The organism is Hansschlegelia plantiphila, from assembly GCF_027922265.1.
Taxonomy (GTDB): Bacteria; Pseudomonadota; Alphaproteobacteria; order Rhizobiales; family Methylopilaceae; genus Methylopila; species Methylopila plantiphila.
In genome coordinates this window covers 699,307-716,959 of record NZ_BSFI01000007.1, presented here as the reverse complement: position 1 = coordinate 716,959, position 17,653 = coordinate 699,307, and the positions used below count along the sequence as shown (strand labels likewise).

Annotated in this window: 15 protein-coding genes and 1 tRNA gene; 4 read left to right on the top strand and 12 right to left on the bottom strand. The window is 67.7% G+C overall.

The genetic code is table 11. The features are described 5' to 3' along the window. The 4 genes from PKE75_RS09790 to PKE75_RS09775 all read right to left on the bottom strand — a co-directional run. Positions 1 to 466: succinate--CoA ligase subunit alpha (locus PKE75_RS09790; protein WP_428979126.1), on the bottom strand; the 466-nt coding region annotated here is incomplete at its 3' end. A 2-nt stretch (positions 467 to 468) separates the two neighbouring features. After that, on the bottom strand, positions 469 to 1,668 hold the full coding sequence (gene sucC / locus PKE75_RS09785; RefSeq protein ID WP_271168519.1) for an ADP-forming succinate--CoA ligase subunit beta: 1,200 nt from the start codon (positions 1,666 to 1,668) through the stop codon (positions 469 to 471). A 609-nt stretch (positions 1,669 to 2,277) separates the two neighbouring features. Beyond that, positions 2,278 to 3,594 (bottom strand): oxalate/formate MFS antiporter, encoded by a 1,317-nt coding sequence (gene oxlT / locus PKE75_RS09780; protein WP_271168518.1) that lies wholly within the window; start codon positions 3,592 to 3,594, stop codon positions 2,278 to 2,280. Positions 3,595 to 3,844: 250 nt separating this feature from the next. Then, positions 3,845 to 3,970: a hypothetical protein gene (locus tag PKE75_RS09775; RefSeq protein WP_271168517.1), complete on the bottom strand. Its 126-nt coding sequence runs from the start codon at positions 3,968 to 3,970 to the stop codon at positions 3,845 to 3,847. A 578-nt stretch (positions 3,971 to 4,548) separates the two neighbouring features. On the opposite strand from PKE75_RS09775, the gene frc reads away from it, so the two are divergent. Beyond that, positions 4,549 to 5,826 carry a formyl-CoA transferase gene (frc, locus tag PKE75_RS09770; RefSeq protein ID WP_271168516.1) on the top strand — a complete coding sequence of 426 codons (1,278 nt, stop codon included), beginning with the start codon at positions 4,549 to 4,551 and terminating at the stop codon, positions 5,824 to 5,826. A 222-nt stretch (positions 5,827 to 6,048) separates the two neighbouring features. Further along, positions 6,049 to 6,981: a methionyl-tRNA formyltransferase gene (locus PKE75_RS09765; protein ID WP_271168515.1), complete on the top strand. Its 933-nt coding sequence runs from the start codon at positions 6,049 to 6,051 to the stop codon at positions 6,979 to 6,981. Between the two features lie 77 nt (positions 6,982 to 7,058). Here the strand turns inward: PKE75_RS09765 and PKE75_RS09760 are convergent, their stop codons facing one another. After that, positions 7,059 to 7,859: a class I SAM-dependent methyltransferase gene (locus PKE75_RS09760; protein WP_271168514.1), complete on the bottom strand. Its 801-nt coding sequence runs from the start codon at positions 7,857 to 7,859 to the stop codon at positions 7,059 to 7,061. Between the two features lie 536 nt (positions 7,860 to 8,395). Between PKE75_RS09760 and PKE75_RS09755 the strand changes: the two genes are divergently transcribed. Then, complete coding sequence (locus tag PKE75_RS09755) at positions 8,396 to 9,499, top strand: GSCFA domain-containing protein (RefSeq protein WP_271168513.1); 1,104 nt, start codon at positions 8,396 to 8,398, stop codon at positions 9,497 to 9,499. Further along, positions 9,496 to 10,353, top strand: a complete 858-nt coding sequence (locus PKE75_RS09750; RefSeq protein ID WP_271168512.1) for a hypothetical protein — start codon at positions 9,496 to 9,498, stop codon at positions 10,351 to 10,353. The genes PKE75_RS09755 and PKE75_RS09750 overlap by 4 nt, the downstream gene beginning before the upstream one ends. A gap of 104 nt (positions 10,354 to 10,457) precedes the next feature. Here PKE75_RS09750 and PKE75_RS09745 read toward each other — a convergent pair. The 7 genes from PKE75_RS09745 to PKE75_RS09715 all read right to left on the bottom strand — a co-directional run bounded on the left by PKE75_RS09745 (position 10,458) and on the right by PKE75_RS09715 (position 17,528). Continuing rightward, positions 10,458 to 10,532 (bottom strand) — tRNA-Glu (locus PKE75_RS09745). A 61-nt stretch (positions 10,533 to 10,593) separates the two neighbouring features. Next, positions 10,594 to 11,253: an exopolysaccharide biosynthesis protein gene (locus PKE75_RS09740; RefSeq protein WP_271168511.1), complete on the bottom strand. Its 660-nt coding sequence runs from the start codon at positions 11,251 to 11,253 to the stop codon at positions 10,594 to 10,596. Positions 11,254 to 11,372: 119 nt separating this feature from the next. Next, positions 11,373 to 13,196: a single-stranded-DNA-specific exonuclease RecJ gene (recJ, locus tag PKE75_RS09735; protein WP_271168510.1), complete on the bottom strand. Its 1,824-nt coding sequence runs from the start codon at positions 13,194 to 13,196 to the stop codon at positions 11,373 to 11,375. A gap of 113 nt (positions 13,197 to 13,309) precedes the next feature. Beyond that, on the bottom strand, positions 13,310 to 14,257 hold the full coding sequence (gene glpX, locus PKE75_RS09730) for a class II fructose-bisphosphatase (RefSeq protein WP_271168547.1): 948 nt from the start codon (positions 14,255 to 14,257) through the stop codon (positions 13,310 to 13,312). Between the two features lie 134 nt (positions 14,258 to 14,391). Next, a complete protein-coding gene (locus PKE75_RS09725; RefSeq protein WP_271168509.1) occupies positions 14,392 to 15,702 on the bottom strand; it encodes a homoserine dehydrogenase in 1,311 nt (436 codons plus the stop codon). 155 nt (positions 15,703 to 15,857) lie between these two features. Beyond that, entirely contained in the window at positions 15,858 to 17,075 is a 1,218-nt protein-coding gene (locus PKE75_RS09720; RefSeq protein WP_271168508.1) for an LL-diaminopimelate aminotransferase, read from the bottom strand. A 204-nt stretch (positions 17,076 to 17,279) separates the two neighbouring features. Next, on the bottom strand, positions 17,280 to 17,528 hold the full coding sequence (locus tag PKE75_RS09715; RefSeq protein WP_271168507.1) for a hypothetical protein: 249 nt from the start codon (positions 17,526 to 17,528) through the stop codon (positions 17,280 to 17,282). Positions 17,529 to 17,653 lie beyond the last annotated feature (125 nt).

Here is a 17,653-nt window from a genome sequence, read left to right as displayed (position 1 = left end):
TGCCCGAGCGCGACACAACCCCCACCGTGCCGCGCGAGAAGATGTTGCCCGGCATGATGCCGATCTTCGACTCGCCCGCCGTCACCACGCCCGGGCAGTTCGGGCCTATGAGCCTGGTTTTCGAACCCTCCAGCGCGCGCTTCACCCGCACCATGTCCAGCACCGGAATGCCCTCGGTGATGCAGACCACCAGCGGAATCTCGGCCGCGATCGCCTCGCAGATCGCATCCGCCGCGCCTGGCGGCGGCACATAGACCACCGAGGCGTCGGCCCCGGTCGCCTCGCGGGCCTCGGCGACGGTGTCGAACACCGGAAGGTCGAGATGCGTCTGGCCGCCTTTGCCCGGCGCAACGCCCCCCACCATCTTCGTCCCGTAGGCGATAGCCGCCTCCGAATGGAACGTCCCGTTCTTGCCCGTGAAACCCTGGCAGATCACGCGGGTGTTGGCGTCAATCAGGATCGACATGCTCAGACGCCCTTCTTCACGGCGGCGACAATCTTCTGGGCGGCGTCGTCGAGATCATCGGCCGGCAGCACGTCGAGCCCGCTCTCGTTGATGATCCGCTTGCCTTCCTCGACATTGGTGCCCTCGAGGCGCACCACCAGCGGCACCTGCAGGCCGACCGCCTTCACGGCCGCGATCACGCCGTTCGCGATCACGTCGCACTTCATGATCCCGCCGAAGATGTTGACGAGAATGCCCTTCACGTTCGGATCGGCTGTGATGATCTTGAACGCCGCCGTGACCTTCTCCTCCGTCGCGCCGCCGCCGACGTCGAGGAAGTTCGCGGGCTCCTCGCCATAGAGCTTGATGATGTCGAGCGTCGCCATCGCCAGACCGGCGCCGTTCACCATGCAGCCGATGGTGCCGTCGAGCGCGATGTAGGCGAGGTCGTGCTTGGACGCCTCGATCTCCTTCTCGTCCTCCTCCGTCAGGTCGCGGAGGTCCGCAAGCTCGGGGTGGCGGTAGAGCGCGTTGGAGTCGAAGGTCACCTTGGCGTCGAGGCAGCGCAGCTTGCCGTCCTTGGTGACGATCAGCGGATTGACCTCCAGCATCGCCATGTCCGTGCCGACGAAGGCGGCGTAGAGCGATTCCACGACCTTGCCGGCCTGCTTGGCGAGGTCACCGGTCAGATTCAGCGCCTTCGCGACCGAGCGGCCGTGATGCGGCATGACGCCGGTGGCGGGATCGACGGTCAGGGTGACGATCTTCTCGGGCGAGGAGTGCGCGACCTCCTCGATGTCCATGCCGCCCTCGGTCGAGACCACGAAGGCGACGTGGCCCGTGGTGCGGTCGACCAGCGCGGAGAGGTAGAACTCCTTCTGGATCTCGGAGCCTTCCTCGACATAGAGGCGGTTCACCTGCTTGCCGGCCTCGCCCGTCTGCTTGGTCACCAGCGTGGCGCCGAGCATCTCGGCGACGTACTGCTTGACCTCATCGACGGACTTGGCGAGGCGCACGCCGCCCTTGTCGCCAGCCGTGGCTTCCTTGAACTTTCCCTTGCCGCGGCCGCCCGCGTGGATCTGCGATTTCACCACCCAGACGGGGCCGCCAAGCGCGTTGGCCGCGTTCTCGGTGTCGTCGGGCGTGAAGATCGGAAACCCGTTCGGCACTGGCGCGCCATACTCGCGAAGAATGCCCTTCGCCTGGTATTCGTGGATATTCATTGACACTGATCCTCAAGAAAGTCGGAAGCCCGAAACCTTTAACCCGTGGGCGGCCGCACGTCATGGCCGGACTGGGTCCGGCCATCCATGACTTAGGTCGTGCCCTACCCAAGCCATGGACGCCCGGAACGAGCCCGGGCGTGACGAGCCTGGGGCCGCCGGAGGAGCGGCCGTCAGCCTTTGAACCACCGCGCGGCCCGGCGTCTCGCCGTCGACGGGCAATTTAGGGAAGACCGCGCCGCCACCCGCCGCGCGAGCCCCCGACCGGCGCAGCGGATGGCGAAGAGGCGACGTTCCTCCCGTGGCCCCGCTGTCCGATCGCGCCCGGCTGTCGAAATCCGCGTCGCGCTCGTCGCAAGGCCTTATTGGGATTTGGCATGCCAGGAAGGTCTTCTGTCAAGCTCACAGAGGCCTGTTCTGGGGACAACCTGTATTGCGCTGCGGTAAGTCTTTATGAAACCTTGCAGAACCCTGAGGCTCTGCGTCTGGACTTCAAAAACGACCGAGGCTCGCCGGTAGATGCATACAAAGAAGCCCCGGCGGAGACCGCCGGGGCTTCTGTTTCGGCTCGAGGGGACGGGACAGACCCCGCCCCCTCGAGGATGTCGCTTAGACGGCGGCGACGCTCGGAGTCGGTTGCGTCTCGGCTCTGGCGTTCGCGACGATGCTGCGACGCCAGGGCTTCAACACCCCGATGGCGAGAAGCGACGCCGCGATGTTGGCGCCCGCCGCGACCAGGAACACCCCGTCCCACGATCCGGACGACTGCTGCAGGATGTTCGCGAACGGCACCAGGAGAGCCGCGGTTCCCTTCGCCGTGTAGAGCAGGCCGGCGTTGGTGGCCGCGAACTTGGAGCCGAAGGTGTCCGTGCAGGTCGACGGGAAGAGGGAGTAGATCTCGCCCCAGGCGAAGAACACGAGGCCGGTCAGGATGACGAACATCACCGGGTCGTGGCCGTAGAGGTAGAGCATGTAGATGCCGACGCCCTCGAAGCCGAACGCGATGAACATCGTGTTCTCGCGGCCGATCTTGTCGGAGATCCAGCCGAAGAAGGGCCGGGTGAGGCCGTTGAGGATACGGTCGATCGTGGCCGCGAAGGTCACGGTCGTCATCGTCAGGCCGACGAGGGTGACGTCCAGCTTGTCGATGCCGAAATCGGCGGCGATCGGCTTGAGGTTCGCGGTGACCATCAGACCGCCGGCGCCGACGGCGACGAACATGAGATACATCAGCCAGAAGATCGGCTGCTTCAGCACTTCCGTCGGGCTGTAGTTGCGGCGCGACTGGATGATGGCGCTGTTCACGATCGGCGCGGGAACCTGGCCGGCCTTCGGGCCGAGCAGGAAGAACGCCGCGATCAGGATGATCACCGCCTGCCCGATGCCGAAGTTGATGAAGGCGGCCTGGAAGCCCGAATTCGCGATCATCGACTGGATCGGGGCGACGGTGAGCGCCGAGCCGGCGCCGAAGCCGGCCGCGGTGATGCCGGCCGCGAGACCGCGCTTGTCGGGGAACCACTTCAGAGCGTTGCCGACGCAGGTGCCGTAGACGGCGCCGGCGCCGATGCCCGCGATGATCTGGCCCAGATAAAACTGGCTGAGAGAATCGGCGTAGCCGTTGATCACCCAGCCGACGCCGCAAAGAACGCCGCCGAACATCACGACGAGCCGCGGGCCGTATTTGTCGACGAACCAGCCTTCGATCGGAACGAGCCAGGTCTCGAACAGAACGAACAATGTGAAGGCCCACTGAATCGCGGCGCGATCCCAGCCGAACTTCTTCTGAATGTCTGGAACGAAGAACGTCCAACCGTATTGCAGGTTGGCGATCATCACCATGCAGAGCACGCCGACGGCGAGCTGGGTCCAGCGAAAGCCGTCGCTGACCCGCGGGGCCGATCCTCCGGCCTGAATCGAAGTTTCCATTTCCTACCCCTTTGGCGCTTTGTTTTACCCAAGCGGTTCAATGCCGCTCTTGGAAAGCATCCTGGTATGCCTGATGCCACTTGGGCAAGCGCGAAACGAATAGGCGCTTAGAGAACAGCCTTCGCACAAGGTATCAATTCGACGGATACCATTGTGGACGTTCAGTAAAAAAAACGCCGCGCCGAGGGGAGGAACCCGGCGCGGCGTTGCGGAGAGCGGCGTTTTCCGCCGCCCGCGAAACTTGGATCGATCAGAGGCCGAACGGCTCGACCGCGCCGCTGCGGGCGGCGCTGACGGCGAGACGATCGAGCGCGGCGCCAAGAAGCTCACGGAAAGAGAACGGTGCGCGCGGGGCGGCGGCGAGGGTGGTCGGCATGGTGAATCTCCAGTTGCCTGAACTAAAGTCTAACTTGAGTGGTATTTGGCATGCCAGCGGTCGGCATACCATGGCGATCGTCGCTCGGCTGCCCTGCGAATTTCGCAATGCAGCATTCCCGCCCGTTAACGGCGCCGCGCCGCGTCGTTGACAGCTGCGGTTACGGCATGCGTGATTCTCCGGCATGCTTGGGCGTCCAGTCATCCGGTTCAGCCCGCCGGAGCCGGGCGGCGCCCCTGCCCCGCCGGGTCGATCGGCGGCGAGCGCCGCTCCGCGAAAGCGGCGTCTTCGGGAAAGACGCGCCGGGAAACCGGCTGGAGATTCGCGGAAACGGGCGTGAACCGGCGAAGCGTCGATGCCCGCTTTTTCGAACGATGGTGGATGTCGGGGGCGGCGCGAACGTCTGCGCGCGGGCGGTTTGAGCCGCCCGATGTCTACGAGCGCTGAGACTTAAGTCTCAGCTGCTGCGGCTTAATGCAAATTGACGGGGCGCCCCCCGCGCCGTCATTTTCGCTGAAATTCACTGGCGTGCCAGACACCAGCATACCAAACGGCCCAAGACGGGAGGAGAAGACGATATGAGCAAGGCTCTCGAAGGGGTCCGCATCCTGGACTTCACCCATGTGCAGTCGGGCCCGACCTGCACGCAGCTGCTCGCCTGGTTCGGCGCCGACGTGATCAAGGTCGAGCGTCCCGGCGCGGGCGACGCGACGCGTCAGCAGCTGCAGGACATCCCCGATGTCGACAGCCTCTATTTCACGATGCTGAACCACAACAAGCGCTCGATCACGATCGACACCAAGAACCCCAAGGGCAAGGAAGTCCTCTGGCGGCTGGTGAAGGAGTGCGACGTGCTGGTGGAGAACTTCGCTCCGGGCGCGCTCGACCGCATGGGCTTCAGCTGGGAGAAGCTTCAGGAGGCCAATCCGAAGCTGATCGTGGCGTCCGTCAAGGGCTTCGGCCCCGGCCGCTACCAGGACTGCAAGGTCTATGAGAACGTCGCGCAGTGCGCCGGCGGCTCGGCCTCCACCACCGGCTTCCGCGACGACATCCCGATGGTGACCGGCGCCCAGATCGGCGACAGCGGCACCGGCCTGCACCTCGCGCTCGGCATCGTCACGGCGCTCTACCACCGCACCCATTCCGGCGTCGGCCAGCGCGTCGACTGCGCCATGCAGGACAGCGTGCTCAACCTCTGCCGCGTCAAGCTGCGCGACCAGCAGCGTCTCGCCCACGGCCCCTTGCGCGAATACAGCCAGTTCGGCGAGGACATCCCCTTCGGCGACGCCGTGCCGCGCGCCGGCAACGATTCCGGCGGCGGCCAGCCGGGCCGCATCCTGAAGTGCAAGGGCTGGGAGCACGATCCCAACGCCTACATCTACTTCATCACGCAGGCGGCGGTCTGGGAGCCGATCTGCGACATCATCGGCGAGCCCGGCTGGAAGACCGACCCGCTCTACTCCTCTCCGAAGACGCGTCTGCCGCATCTCAACGAGATCTTCACGCGCATCGAGGCGTGGACGATGAAGCACGACAAGTTCGAGGCGATGGACATCCTCAACAAGTACGACATCCCCTGCGGACCGATCCTGTCGATGAAGGAGATCGCCGAGGACGACTCGCTTCGCGCCACCGGCACGGTGGTCGAGGTCGACCACCCGACACGCGGCAAGTACCTGACCGTCGGCAACCCGATCAAGCTGTCGGCGAGCCCCGCGGAAGTGACGCGCTCTCCGCTGCTGGGCGAGCACACCGAGGAGATCCTGCGCGAGGTGCTGGGCTATCGCGACAACGAGATCGCCGAGATCGAAGGCTCCGGCGCGGTCGGACGCGTGACCAAGCTCGCGGCGGAGTAAACGTCCGAGCTTGCGCAATCGAGCCCCGCCATCTCACGATGGCGGGGCTTTGCTTTTCAATACGCTCGGCCATGCGGGCCGGCGTCTCGCTCCTCGGCGAGGCGAGAGCGATGCGACGGCGCCTCTTCCCTCCCCCCGGACGAGAGGTCGGAAGGCCCCATCGCTCGGGTTGAGGGGGCGGACGATCTCCGATACCGCACGGCCACAGGATAAGGAGAACCCATGCGCATCGTCGTCCATGGACAGCAGGCGTTCGGCAAGGCCGTGCTCGAGGCGCTCCTCGCGCGCGGCGAGGACGTGGTCGCGGTCTATGTCGCGCCCGAAAAGGACGGCCAGAAGCCCGACCCGCTGAAGGAGGCGGCGCTGAGCCGCGGTCTCGAGGTGAGACAGCCCTCTTCCTACAGGGACGAGGCGGTGGCGGAGGCGTTCCGCGCCCTGAAGCCCGACCTGCAGGTGATGGCCTTCGTCACGCTGTTCGTTCCCTCGGCCTTCCTCAACATCCCCACCCATGGCTCGATCCAGTACCATCCGTCCCTGCTGCCGGCCTATCGCGGCGCGTCCGCGATCAACTGGCCGATCATCAAGGGTGAGACCGAGACCGGACTGTCGATCTTCTGGCCCGACGACGGCCTCGACACCGGCGACGTGCTTCTCCAGAAGACCACGCCGATCGGCCCGAAGGACACCCTCGGCTCGGTCTATTTCGACCGGCTGTTCCCGATGGGCGTCGAGGCGATGCTGGAGGCCGTCGACCTCGTTAAGGCGGGCCGCGCGCCGCGCATCAAGCAGGATGAGGCGCTCGCGACCTATGAGGGCCTGTGCCGCGCGGCCAACGCGAAGATCGACTGGGGCAAGCCCTGGGAGCAGATCGATCGGCTGATCCGCGGCTGCAATCCCGCGCCCGGCGCGTGGACGACGTTCGACGGCAAGACGCTCAAGATCCTCGACGCGACGCCGCTTCCCGCAAAGTCGCCCAAGGATATCGCCGGCAAGCTCGGCGAGGTGGCGGGCGTCGAGCAGGACGGCTTCCTGGTGGTCTGCGCCGATGGCCGCTTCAAGGTGACCCGCGTGCAGCCCGAGGGCGAGGCCAAGGCCCCGGCGGCCGATTACGCGAAGGCCGCGGCCCTGGAGAAGGGCGCGCGCTTCGGCGTCTGAACGGGCCGACGCGATGACGACGCCTCCGCGGGCACGGCGGCCGCCCTGCCCGCTTGCCTCGAAACGTCGCCGACGTCTCAGTTCACCTCGGCGCCCATGGCCTTGATGAGTTCGCGGATCGCCTCAAGCATGACGAGGGTTTCGTCGCGGCGCGAACCGCCGCTCAGCTTCTCTCGCGTCGCTTGGAACGCCGTGATCTCGTCGTAAAGCGCGTCGAGGGAGCGCGCGCCGGCGTCGATCCGGGCGGTCCTTGCCGTGGCCGACCTCGCCAGCGCAGCCTCGACCTCCTCGCGGCTCCACAGGCAGAGGTAGCGCTTCCGGAAACCCTCTATCGAATCGTAGATCTTCAGCCGAGGCTTGGGCAGGAAGAACGGCTCGATCATCAGGTTGATCGGGCGCGAGCCGAAATTCTTCTCGATGTCGGCGTTGTGCCGCACGACGTAGGACGTCGCGAGCAGCCAGGGCGTGCCCGACCTCACGAAATTCCGCAGGACGTCGAGCGAAGCCTCGAGCTTGATGTGCCGCATCAGGTCGCGGCAGAGCAACATGTCGGCCTTCGGCAGAGGCGTCGTCGACGCGTCGCCGGAGATGAACCTGCGCTGTCTGGAGCCGTACTTCCTCGTGTTGTCGGCGACCATCGCATCGACGATGTCCATGCCGATGTAGTCCATCGCTCCGACGTCGATATGGGAGAACCAGTTGAAGTCGCCGCAGGGCGCGTCGAGAAGCGTCTTGACCGCGTACTTCGCGAACAAGGCCGGCAGTTCGTTCCTGATCTGCTCGGTATATTGAAGCGTCGAGCCCGCGCCGGACGCGGTCTCGCCGTCGCCGCGCTTCCAGCCGCCCCTGGCGTAGAGTTTGGAGAATTCCTTCTTCATGGCGCAGTCGCTCCCCGCGATCGGACGGCGGTCGAGCCCCTGAGCCTCGTGGGAGAGGAGCCCTGTGTGGCAGATCCATCTGCGGCGGAGGCCGCGTGCGGCGAAAGGCCCGCCGGGCGGCCGCCTTTCCGCGACCCGGGACGAGGAACGCGCGCGGGCTGCCTCGATGGGGGTAGCGCGCATCGGCTCGACCACACCGTCCAAGGCCATGCGCGCGCTCCCCGCTCACAAGAACCGTGGCGATCTTACAGAGTTCGGTTGCGCCCGATAGCGCTACTCGCGTCGTAGTCGAACGCGGCGCGGGCCGGCGCTGTTCGGCGCCTATCGTGACCGTCATGACCGGGCGAACGGCTGCGAACCTTACTCTTCTGCTGAGCCCTGAAGCTGACGGCAGGAAGGCGCAGCTCAGACCGCTTCTCTGGAAAATCGGCGCGTCCCCCTCCCAGGGCGATCGTCACATGGCGGCCCGAAATCGAGACCCGTCTTTGAGAGTTCCGGGCACAGTCGTTCGCCGGTTGACGAGCTGGCGCCGCTGGTTGAAGCTTTCCCCTCAGCAGTTTCTGGGGAAGCCGATGTCGCCATATGCAGGGTTGCCGTCGCGGTCTTATTGGCGCCTCGGAGTCACCGAGCAGCATCCGACAGCCCCCGTCGACCTCTATCGAAAGAAGTTCGCGATCAAGCCCTCGGATCAGATCGCGACCGCCGGCAGCTGCTTCGCGCAGCACATCGCGAAACATCTTCGGCTGCATAATTATCAAGTGATCGACAAGGAGCCGAAGCCGCTTGGCCTCGCCGAGGCCGAAGCCTCAAAATACGGCTACGGGCTCTACTCCGCCCGATACGGCAACCTCTATACTACGCGGCAGCTTCTCCAGCTGACGCTGGAGGCGTTCGGCGAGTTCGAGCCGGCGAACGTCGTATGGACGAAGAAAGACCGTTTCTTCGACGCTCTGCGGCCCTCGGTCGAGCCGAACGGCCTCGCCTCCGAGCGCGAAGTCGCTTTGCATCGCGCGAGTCACCTCCGCCATGTCGCGGACATGCTGACCTCCGCCGACATCATCATCTTCACGCTCGGTCTGACCGAGACGTGGGAGCACGTCGCTTCCGGCACGGTCTACCCGACCGCGCCCGGCGTCATCGCGGGACGCCACGATCCGGAAACGGTGCGGTTCCGCAACCTGACCCATTCGGAATGCCTCAGCGACTTCCTGAAGTTCCGCGAGGCGGTCAAGCAGCGCAACCCGCGGGTCAAATTCCTGCTCACCGTGTCGCCGGTTCCGCTGACCGCCACCGCCGGCGGCGAGCATGTGCTTGCGGCGACCCTCTACTCGAAATCCGTGCTGCGCGGGGTCGCCGGCGAGCTCGCCCAGACATGCGCCGACATCGACTACTTCCCGTCCTACGAGATCATCGCAAGCCACCCGGCCCGAGGGTTCTTCTACGAGGGCAATCTGCGCTCGGTCGCCGCCGCCGGCGTGTCGGTGGTGATGAAGACCTTCTTCGAGCAGCACGCGCTCGCCGCGCCCAAGGCGGAGGCGAGGAGCTCCAAGCCGGCCCCCTCCCCGGCGACGGCGGCCCCGCCAAAGAAACACGAGGAGCTCGTCTGCGAGGAAGCCATGCTGGAGGCGTTTGCGCAGTGAAGCGGATCTGCCTGATCGGCGACTCCCATATCGCCGCGCTCCGTCTCGGCTGGCAACGCATCCGGGCGCGCTATCCGGAGGTCGAGATCGATTTCTTCGGCGGCGCCGGCGGCAAGATGAAGAGGCTTCGCTCCGATAAGCGGGGCGCCCTCGTCCCGGCGTCGGAAGAACTCCGTCAGGACATCCTCCTCACCTCAGGCGGTCTCGATCGCATCGTGCTCGCCGACTATGACGCGTTCGCGCTGGTCGGGATGGGGTTCGGGCTGATCCGTCTCTTCCACCTCAGCAAGTTCCAACGGACGGTCGACATGATCGGGACCGTCCAGCCGCCGCACCTCATTTCAACCGAGGTGTTCCAGCGCGCTTGCATGAACTCGCTCAGGACGTGCCGGGCGGTGCAGATCGCGCGCGAGATCCGCGCGCAGTCCAGGCGCCCCATCGTCCTGATCCGCCAGCCTTACTATTCGCAGGAGGTCCTGAGAGAAAGAGACCGCTCCGTCTGGAACGACGCAGCGGTCGCCGGGCCGAAGCTCGAGGCGGAGATGGAGCGGTTCATCGCGGTGCTGGAGCACAAACGGGCGATCAAGGTGGCTCCCTATCCCGAAGAGACCCGCGTCGAGCGCTACTTCACCGCTCCGGCCTACGCCAGCGGCTCGATCCGCATGCTCGCCGGCTTCGACACGCTGCATGAGGTCGGCGAATACCGCCACATGAACCCGCTGTTCGGCGAACGCGTGATGGAGCTGTTGCTGCCGACGTTCGGCCCGGGTTTTGCCGAGGTCTCCGGCGAAACGCCGCGCCTCGCGCCCACCCTGGAGGAGCCCGATCGATGGACGTCGGCGGCGACCTCCTGAGCGCGGCCCAGCGCGCAGCGTGATGAAAGGCGGGCAGGCCTAACGGCGAAGATCAGTCAGCGACGCCGACCTGTCCCATTCCTGCGAAAAGACCTTGATGTCCGTGGCGCGCCCTACGGGAGTCGAACCCGTCTCTCCAGCGTGAAAGGCTGACGTCCTAACCGATAGACGAAGGGCGCGGGACGCGGGACGTATAGGGGGGTTCAGGACGTCGGGCAAGGCCGCGCGCGCCTCGCCCGCTCATCCTCCGAAAAGTCGCATCACCGGGGCCGCGAAAGCGAAGATCCCGGCGCCGAGCGCGAACAGGATCGCGAAGCTCGCGATGGTCCCGAACCAGCCGACGGCGATCGCCACGCCGTCTCGCTCGATCATGCCGAGGGCGAAGGCGGTGATCGCGGCGGCCGGCGGCATGTTGCCGAAGGGAATCGGCAGAAACAGAATCAGCGCCAGCATGAAACAGGCGGCGCCCGTCAGCCGGTCGGCGATCGGCGAGGTCAAGGCGATCGCGCGGGGCTTCAGCAGGCGCTCCAGCCGCTTGATCCAGGGCTCGATTCTGGAGGCGAGCGTCGCGAAGTCCTCGCGCTTCAGAGAACGCTCGGTGATGAAGCGCGGCAGCCACAGCACGGGACGCCCGATCATCATCTGGAAGGCGATGAACACCAGCGGCGCGCCGAGGACGGCGGAGGTGCCGGGCGGCATCGGCAAGGCGTTCGGCAGCGCGAACACCAGCAACAGCGCTCCGAAGGCCCGGTCTCCGAACGCGTCGAGAATCGCGCCGACGCTGACGCGCTCGCGGTCGCTCTCGCCAAGTTCGCGCAGCACATCGGAGAAGCCGCGCCGCGGAGGCGCGTCCGTCGTCCTGTCCGAAGGCGGGGCGACGGAAGGGGGCGTTGCAAGCACGTCGGGCGGCTCCGGGGCTCTCGGTTCCGCGGCTCAGGCCGCTGTTTGCCAAGGATAAATGGAAACGATGGAGTTGAGGTGGCGCTCCGGACGATTTCCGCAAGCGCGGGAGGACGCTTTCAGAACTCCGCGCGCGCCGCGTCGACGAGCCGGAGACTGACGCGTTCCGAGCCGCCCCAGCGATCGATCGCCAGCGAGCCGGCCGCATGGACGCGTTCTCCCCGCATCGCGAGCAGGGCGCGCCCGAGGTCGCTCTCGGCCGCGCGGAAGGCGATGGCGCCGACCGAGGCGCCGTCGCCGGCCCTCAGGCGCACCCGGACATGGCCCTGGCCGACGATTTCGACGGAGGAGACCGTGTGGCCCGCGAGCGCGAGCATCGGTTCGGGGGCCGCCGAGCCAAAGGGGCCGGCGCGGTCGAGGTCGCGCACGAGATCGGTGGTCGCGGCGGCGGCGGTGAGCGCCGCGTCGATCGACAAGGCGCGCTCGCCGCGGGCCGCGGCGACCGCTGCGCCCAGCCGGCTGTCGAGGAAGGCCCGGAACGCGCCGAGCCGGTCGGCCTTCAGCGTCACGCCCGCCGCCATGGCGTGGCCGCCGCCTTTGATCAGCAGCCCCTCGGCCACCGCCTCGCGCACCGCCGAGCCCAGATCGACGCCTGCTATCGAGCGGCCGGAGCCGGTGCCCGTCCCGTCCGCCGCGAAGGCGACGGCGAAGGCGGGGCGGCGGTGGCGCTCCTTCAACCGCGACGCGACCAGGCCGACGACGCCGGGATGCCAGCCCTCGCCCGAGACGACGGCGACGGAGGCCCCCTCCCCGTCGAGCCCCAGCGCGACGTTGGCCTCGGCCTCCGCCTCCTCGAGCGTGGCCTTCTCGATCGCCTGCCGCTCGCCGTTCAGCCGGTCGAGCTCGGCTGCGATCGCGAGCGCCTCGGTCTCGTCGGTCGACAGCAGCAGGCGGCAACCGAGCCCGGCGTCGCCGATGCGCCCGCCGGCGTTGATGCGGGGGCCGAGCAGATAGCCGAGATGGTAGGGCGCGGGCGGTCCGTCGAGCCGGGATGCGTCCATCAGCGCGCGCAGGCCGAGGCGCTCACGGCGGCGCATCGCGATCAGGCCCTTGGCGACGAAGGCGCGGTTGAGCCCGGTCAGAGGCACGACGTCGGCGACCGTGCCGAGCGCCACCAGATCGAGCGCCGCCAGCAGGTCGGGCTCGCTGCCCCGTGCAGCCCAGAAGCCGCGGCGTCGGAGTTCGCGCGCAACCGCGACCAGCGTCATGAAGGTGACGCCGCAGGCCGCGAGATGGCCGAGGCCCGACAGGTCGTCCTGGCGGTTGGGGTTGACGAGCGCCGTCACCGCCGGGAGTTCGGCGCCGACCTGGTGGTGGTCGAGCACGACGACGTCCATGCCGCGCGACCGCGCATGGGCTAGCGCGTCGAGGCTGGTGGAGCCACAGTCGACGGTTGCGAGCAGCGTCGCGCCGCCGTCCGCGAGCATGTCGATCGCTCCGACGTTCGGGCCGTAGCCCTCGAAGATGCGATCGGGGATGTGGGTGCGGACGATGGCGCCCGCGTCGCGCAGGAAGCCGGCGAGCAACGCCGCGGAGGTCGCGCCGTCGACATCGTAGTCGCCGAACACCGCGACCGTCTCGCCGCGCTCAGCGGCGTCGGCGAGCCGCGCCGCCGCCGCGTCCATGTCGGTGATCGTCGAGGGATCCGGCATCAGCGCGCGGATCGACGGATCAAGGAAGGCGGGGACGTCGGCGCTCGCAACCCCGCGGCCCGCCAGCACGCGGGCGAGCAGATCGGACAGGCCGTGGTCGCGGACGATCTCCGCCGCGGAGGCCCTCCCCTTCAGGTCGAGTCGGTCGCGCCAGACGCGGCCCGCGAACGAGGCTTCGACGCCGAGGAAGGCGGCTTCAGGCGCACGCCTCGAAGCAAGCGCGGCCGTCATGCGGGTTGATTCGCCATGGCGTGAGCATACGGCAGGGCGGCGGCGGAGGCATCGCCGGCGAACCGTTATCCCTCGCCTGTTCCGGCCCTGGACGGGCGCTTATTCCCCGAGGATCAATCCAGACAGGTCTCGCCGACCAGGCGGTGCTCGGCGCGGATGCGGCGGCGGGCGCCGGTCGAGGAGCGCATCACGATCGTCTCGGTGAACACGACGTTCGCCCCGAAGCGGACGCCCGCGAGCAGGCCGCCGCTGGTGACGCCGGTGGCCGCGAACAGCACATCCCCCTGCGCCATGTCGGCCACGTCGTAGATCCGCGTGAAATCCTTGATGCCCATCTCGCTCGCGCGGCGACGGCTGGTCGGGTCGTCGAGGATCAGCCGGCCCTGCATCTGGCCGCCCATGCATTTGAGCGCGGCCGCCGCCAGCACGCCTTCGGGCGCGCCGCCGACGCCGATATAGAGATCGACGCCGGTCTCGGCCGGATCGGCCGCGTCGATCACGCCGGCGAGGTCGCCGTCGCTGATCAGGCGGATCGCGGCGCCGGTCGCGCGCACCGCCTCGATCAGCCTGGCGTGGCGCGGCCGGTCGAGGATGCAGGCCGTGATCTCGTCGACGCGCACGCCCTTGGCGCGGGCGAGGCGCAGGATGTTGTCCGCGGGCGAGGAGTCGATGTGGACGACGCCGTCGGGGTAGCCGGGGCCGACGGCGATCTTGTCCATGTAGACGTCGGGCGCGTTCAGCAGCGTGCCGGGCTGAGCGATCGCGACCGCGGCGATCGCGTTCGGCTGCGCCTTGGCGCAGAGCGTCGCGCCCTCGAGCGGATCGAGAGCGATATCGACGCGCGGACCGCTGAGATCGCCGACCACCTCGCCGATGTAGAGCATCGGCGCCTCGTCGCGCTCGCCTTCTCCGATCACCACCGTGCCATGGATCGGAAGCCGGTTGAGCTCCTGCCGCATCGCGTCGACTGCGGCCTTGTCGGCCGCCATCTCGTCGCCGCGTCCCCGCAGCCGTGCGGCCGCGACCGCCGCCCGCTCGGTGACGCAGACCAGTTCGATCATCAGCGAACGGCCGATGACCTCGTTTCCGGAATAGGCTGCGCTCCGCGGCCGCTTCAGCGGGACCACGTTGCGGCGAACGACGGCGTTCTTGGCCATTTCAGCGTTTCCTCGGCGTGACGTTGCACGCCATTACCTCAGCGCTTTTCGATTCGTATGACCTGAGGCGCACCATCGATATGCCCGTCGGCCTCGATGGCGTCCAGCGCGACGCGCAGCGCCGCTTCGTTGGTGGCGTAGGTAATTAGCACGACGGCCACTGGGTCGGGATTCGGGCGGTCGATCTCGGGCTCCCGTCCCCGCTGCACGATGCTGCGCAGAGAAATGCCCTGCTCCGCCATCCGGGTGGCGATCGCTGCGGCGGCGCCCGGCCGGTCGATGACGGAAAGCCGGATGTAGTAGCCCCCGTGATGGGTGCCCATCGGGGCCCGCACCGGGGCGGTCAGCTTCGAAGCCGGCGCGCCGAACACCGGCATGTGGATTCCACGGGCGATGTCGATGATGTCGGCGATGACGGCGGACGCCGTGGCGTCGCCGCCGGCGCCGGGTCCGGCGAGGACCAGAGCGCCGACCGCGTCGCCGTCGATCTCGATCGCGTTGGTCACGCCGTCGACCCGCGCGATCGCGCTGTCCTTGGGAAGCATCGAGGGGTGCACCCGCTGCTCGACGCCCTGGTCCGTCCGCGTCGCGATCCCGAGCAGCTTCAGACGGAAACCGAGCTCCTCGGCCATGGCGAGGTCGAACGGGGTGATCGAGGCGATGCCCTCGACATAGATGCCGTTGGCGTCGACTTCCGTTCCGAAGGCGAGGGAGGCGAGCAGCGCCAGCTTATGGGCGGCGTCGAAGCCGCCGATGTCGAAGGTGGGGTCTGCCTCGGCGTAGCCGAGGCGCTGGGCCTCCGCCAGGCATTCCGCGAAGCCGAGCTTGTCCTTCTCCATCCGGGTCAGGATGTAGTTGCAGGTGCCGTTCAGGATGCCGAACACGCGGCTGATGCGGTTGCCTGCGAGGCCCTCGCGCAGCGTCTTCACAATTGGAACGCCGCCGGCGACCGCGGCCTCGAAGCCGACGGTGACCCCGGCCGCCTCGGCCGCGCGGGCGATCGCGACGCCGTGCTTGGCGAGCAACGCCTTGTTGGCGGTCACGACCGGACGCCTGGCCTCGATCGCGGTCTCGACGCAGGCCCGCGCCGCGCCCTCCGCGCCGCCGATCAGTTCGACGACCACGTCGACGTCGTTCGAGCGCGCGAGCTGGCTCGGGTCCATGTGCCAGGACGCGCCCGACAGGTCGAGCCCGCGGTTGCGGCCCTTGTCGCGCGCGGAGACGGCGGCGACGACGATCGGCCGCCCGGCGCGCGCCGCGATCTCCTCCGCGTTCGCGCCGAGGATGCGGACGACGGACGCGCCCACAGTGCCGAGGCCGGCGACGCCGACTTTGAGGGGAGCGGTCATCAGGCTGTTCCGTTCAGGACGCCAAGCGACGTGGGAGAGCGGCCGGGAGGCCGCTCGCGCGCTTCGGAAAGCCCGACGGGCCGCCCCGAAAGCTGCGCCACAGTCCGCTGAGGCGTTTCTTCGAATGATGCGCCGGCGACCCGGCCGGCGTGAGGCTAGCGGGCCGCGGCGAGCGGGACGACGTTGTGCAACGTCTCGTCCGCAGTTTCAAGGAAGCGGCGGATGGAGCGGGCGGCCTGCCGGATGCGGTGCTCGTTCTCGACCAGCGCGATGCGGACATAGTCGTCGCCATGCTCGCCGAAGCCGATGCCGGGCGCGACGGCGACCGACGCCTTCTCGACCAGCAGCTTGGAGAACTCGACGCTGCCGAGCGCACGGAACTTCTCGGGGATCGGCGCCCATGCGAACATCGAGGCGCGCGGGCTCGGCACCGGGAAGCCGGCCCGGCCAAATGAATCGACCATCGTGTCGCGGCGCTTCTTGTAGATCTCGCGCGCCTCGACGATGCAGTCGTCCGGCCCGTTGAGCGCGGCGGACGCCGCCACCTGGATCGGGGTGTAGGCCCCGTAGTCGAGATAGGACTTCACGCGGGCGAGCGCCGCTATCAGCCTCTCATTCCCGACGGCGAAGCCGACGCGCCAACCCGGCATCGAATAGGTCTTCGACAGCGAAGTGAACTCGACCGCGACGTCCATCGCGCCCGGCACCTGCAGGATCGAAGGGGGCGGATTGCCGTCGAAATAGATCTCGGAATAAGCGAGGTCCGACAGCACGAAGAGGTCGTGCTGCTTCGCGAAGCGCACGACGTCCTTGTAGAACTCGATGTCGGCGACCTCGGCCGTCGGGTTCGAGGGGTAGCAGGTGATGATCGCAATCGGCTTGGGGATCGAGTGCATCACGGCCCGCTCAAGCGCGCGGAAATACTCCGGCCCCGGCGTCGCCGGCACGTTGCGGATGACGCCGCCCGCCATCAGGAAACCGAAGGCGTGGATCGGATAGCTCGGGTTGGGCGCGAGCACCACGTCGCCGGGCGCCGTGATCGCCTGCGCCATGTTGGCGAAGCCTTCCTTCGAGCCCAGCGTCGCGACCACCTGCGTGTCGGGATCGAGCTTCACGCCGAAGCGGCGGCCGTAATAGGCGGCCTGCGCGCGGCGAAGGCCGGGAATGCCTTTCGAGGTCGAATACCGGTTGGTGCGCGGCTTGCCGATCGCCTCGATCAGCTTGGCGTTGATGTGGTCGGGCGTCGGAAGATCGGGGTTGCCCATGCCGAGGTCGATGATGTCGGCGCCGGCCTTGCGGGCGGCGGCCTTCACGCGGTTCACCTGTTCGAAGACGTAGGGGGGCAGGCGGCGAACGGAGTGAAATTCGGTCATGGCGACGCTTCGGCGGTTGAGGCCACGAGGACGGCGGCCCGAGTCCCGAGGAAATAGCCTACGCCGGGATCGCGGGCAAACGTGAGGCGTCAACGTGGATCAGAGGATTCGGGGCCATATGGCCCCTCACCCCACCGGCCGCCGATCTCTCCAGGGTCGGCATGGCGTCGGCGATCGCGGGCGGCGCGCTGCGTTCCTGACGGTTCAGCGCTTCTTTCTCGGCTGCGGCTTGTGGGCTAGCAGGTCGGCCTGCAGCCGCTTCTGCTCCTCCGCCGACTTCAGACCGTGATGGCGGTCAGGCTCGGTGCGATAGACATTGGGATAGGCGAGGTTCGCCGGGGGCGGGGGCAGGCCCCTGTCGCCATGCGGCCCGTATTTGCCGCCACAACCGCCAAGCGCAAGCACCGCCGCTGCGACAACGCCCGCGCGTACGACCCAACCGGCTGCTGTCATCTGGACTGTTCTCGGTATGGAGAGGGAATGCGGCGCCATTTTCCAATACCAGAATGAAAGCCGCCCGTGGCGCGCCGCACGGCTTGCGCCTATTCTCACGGGAACAGGGACGGAAGCAACCCGCG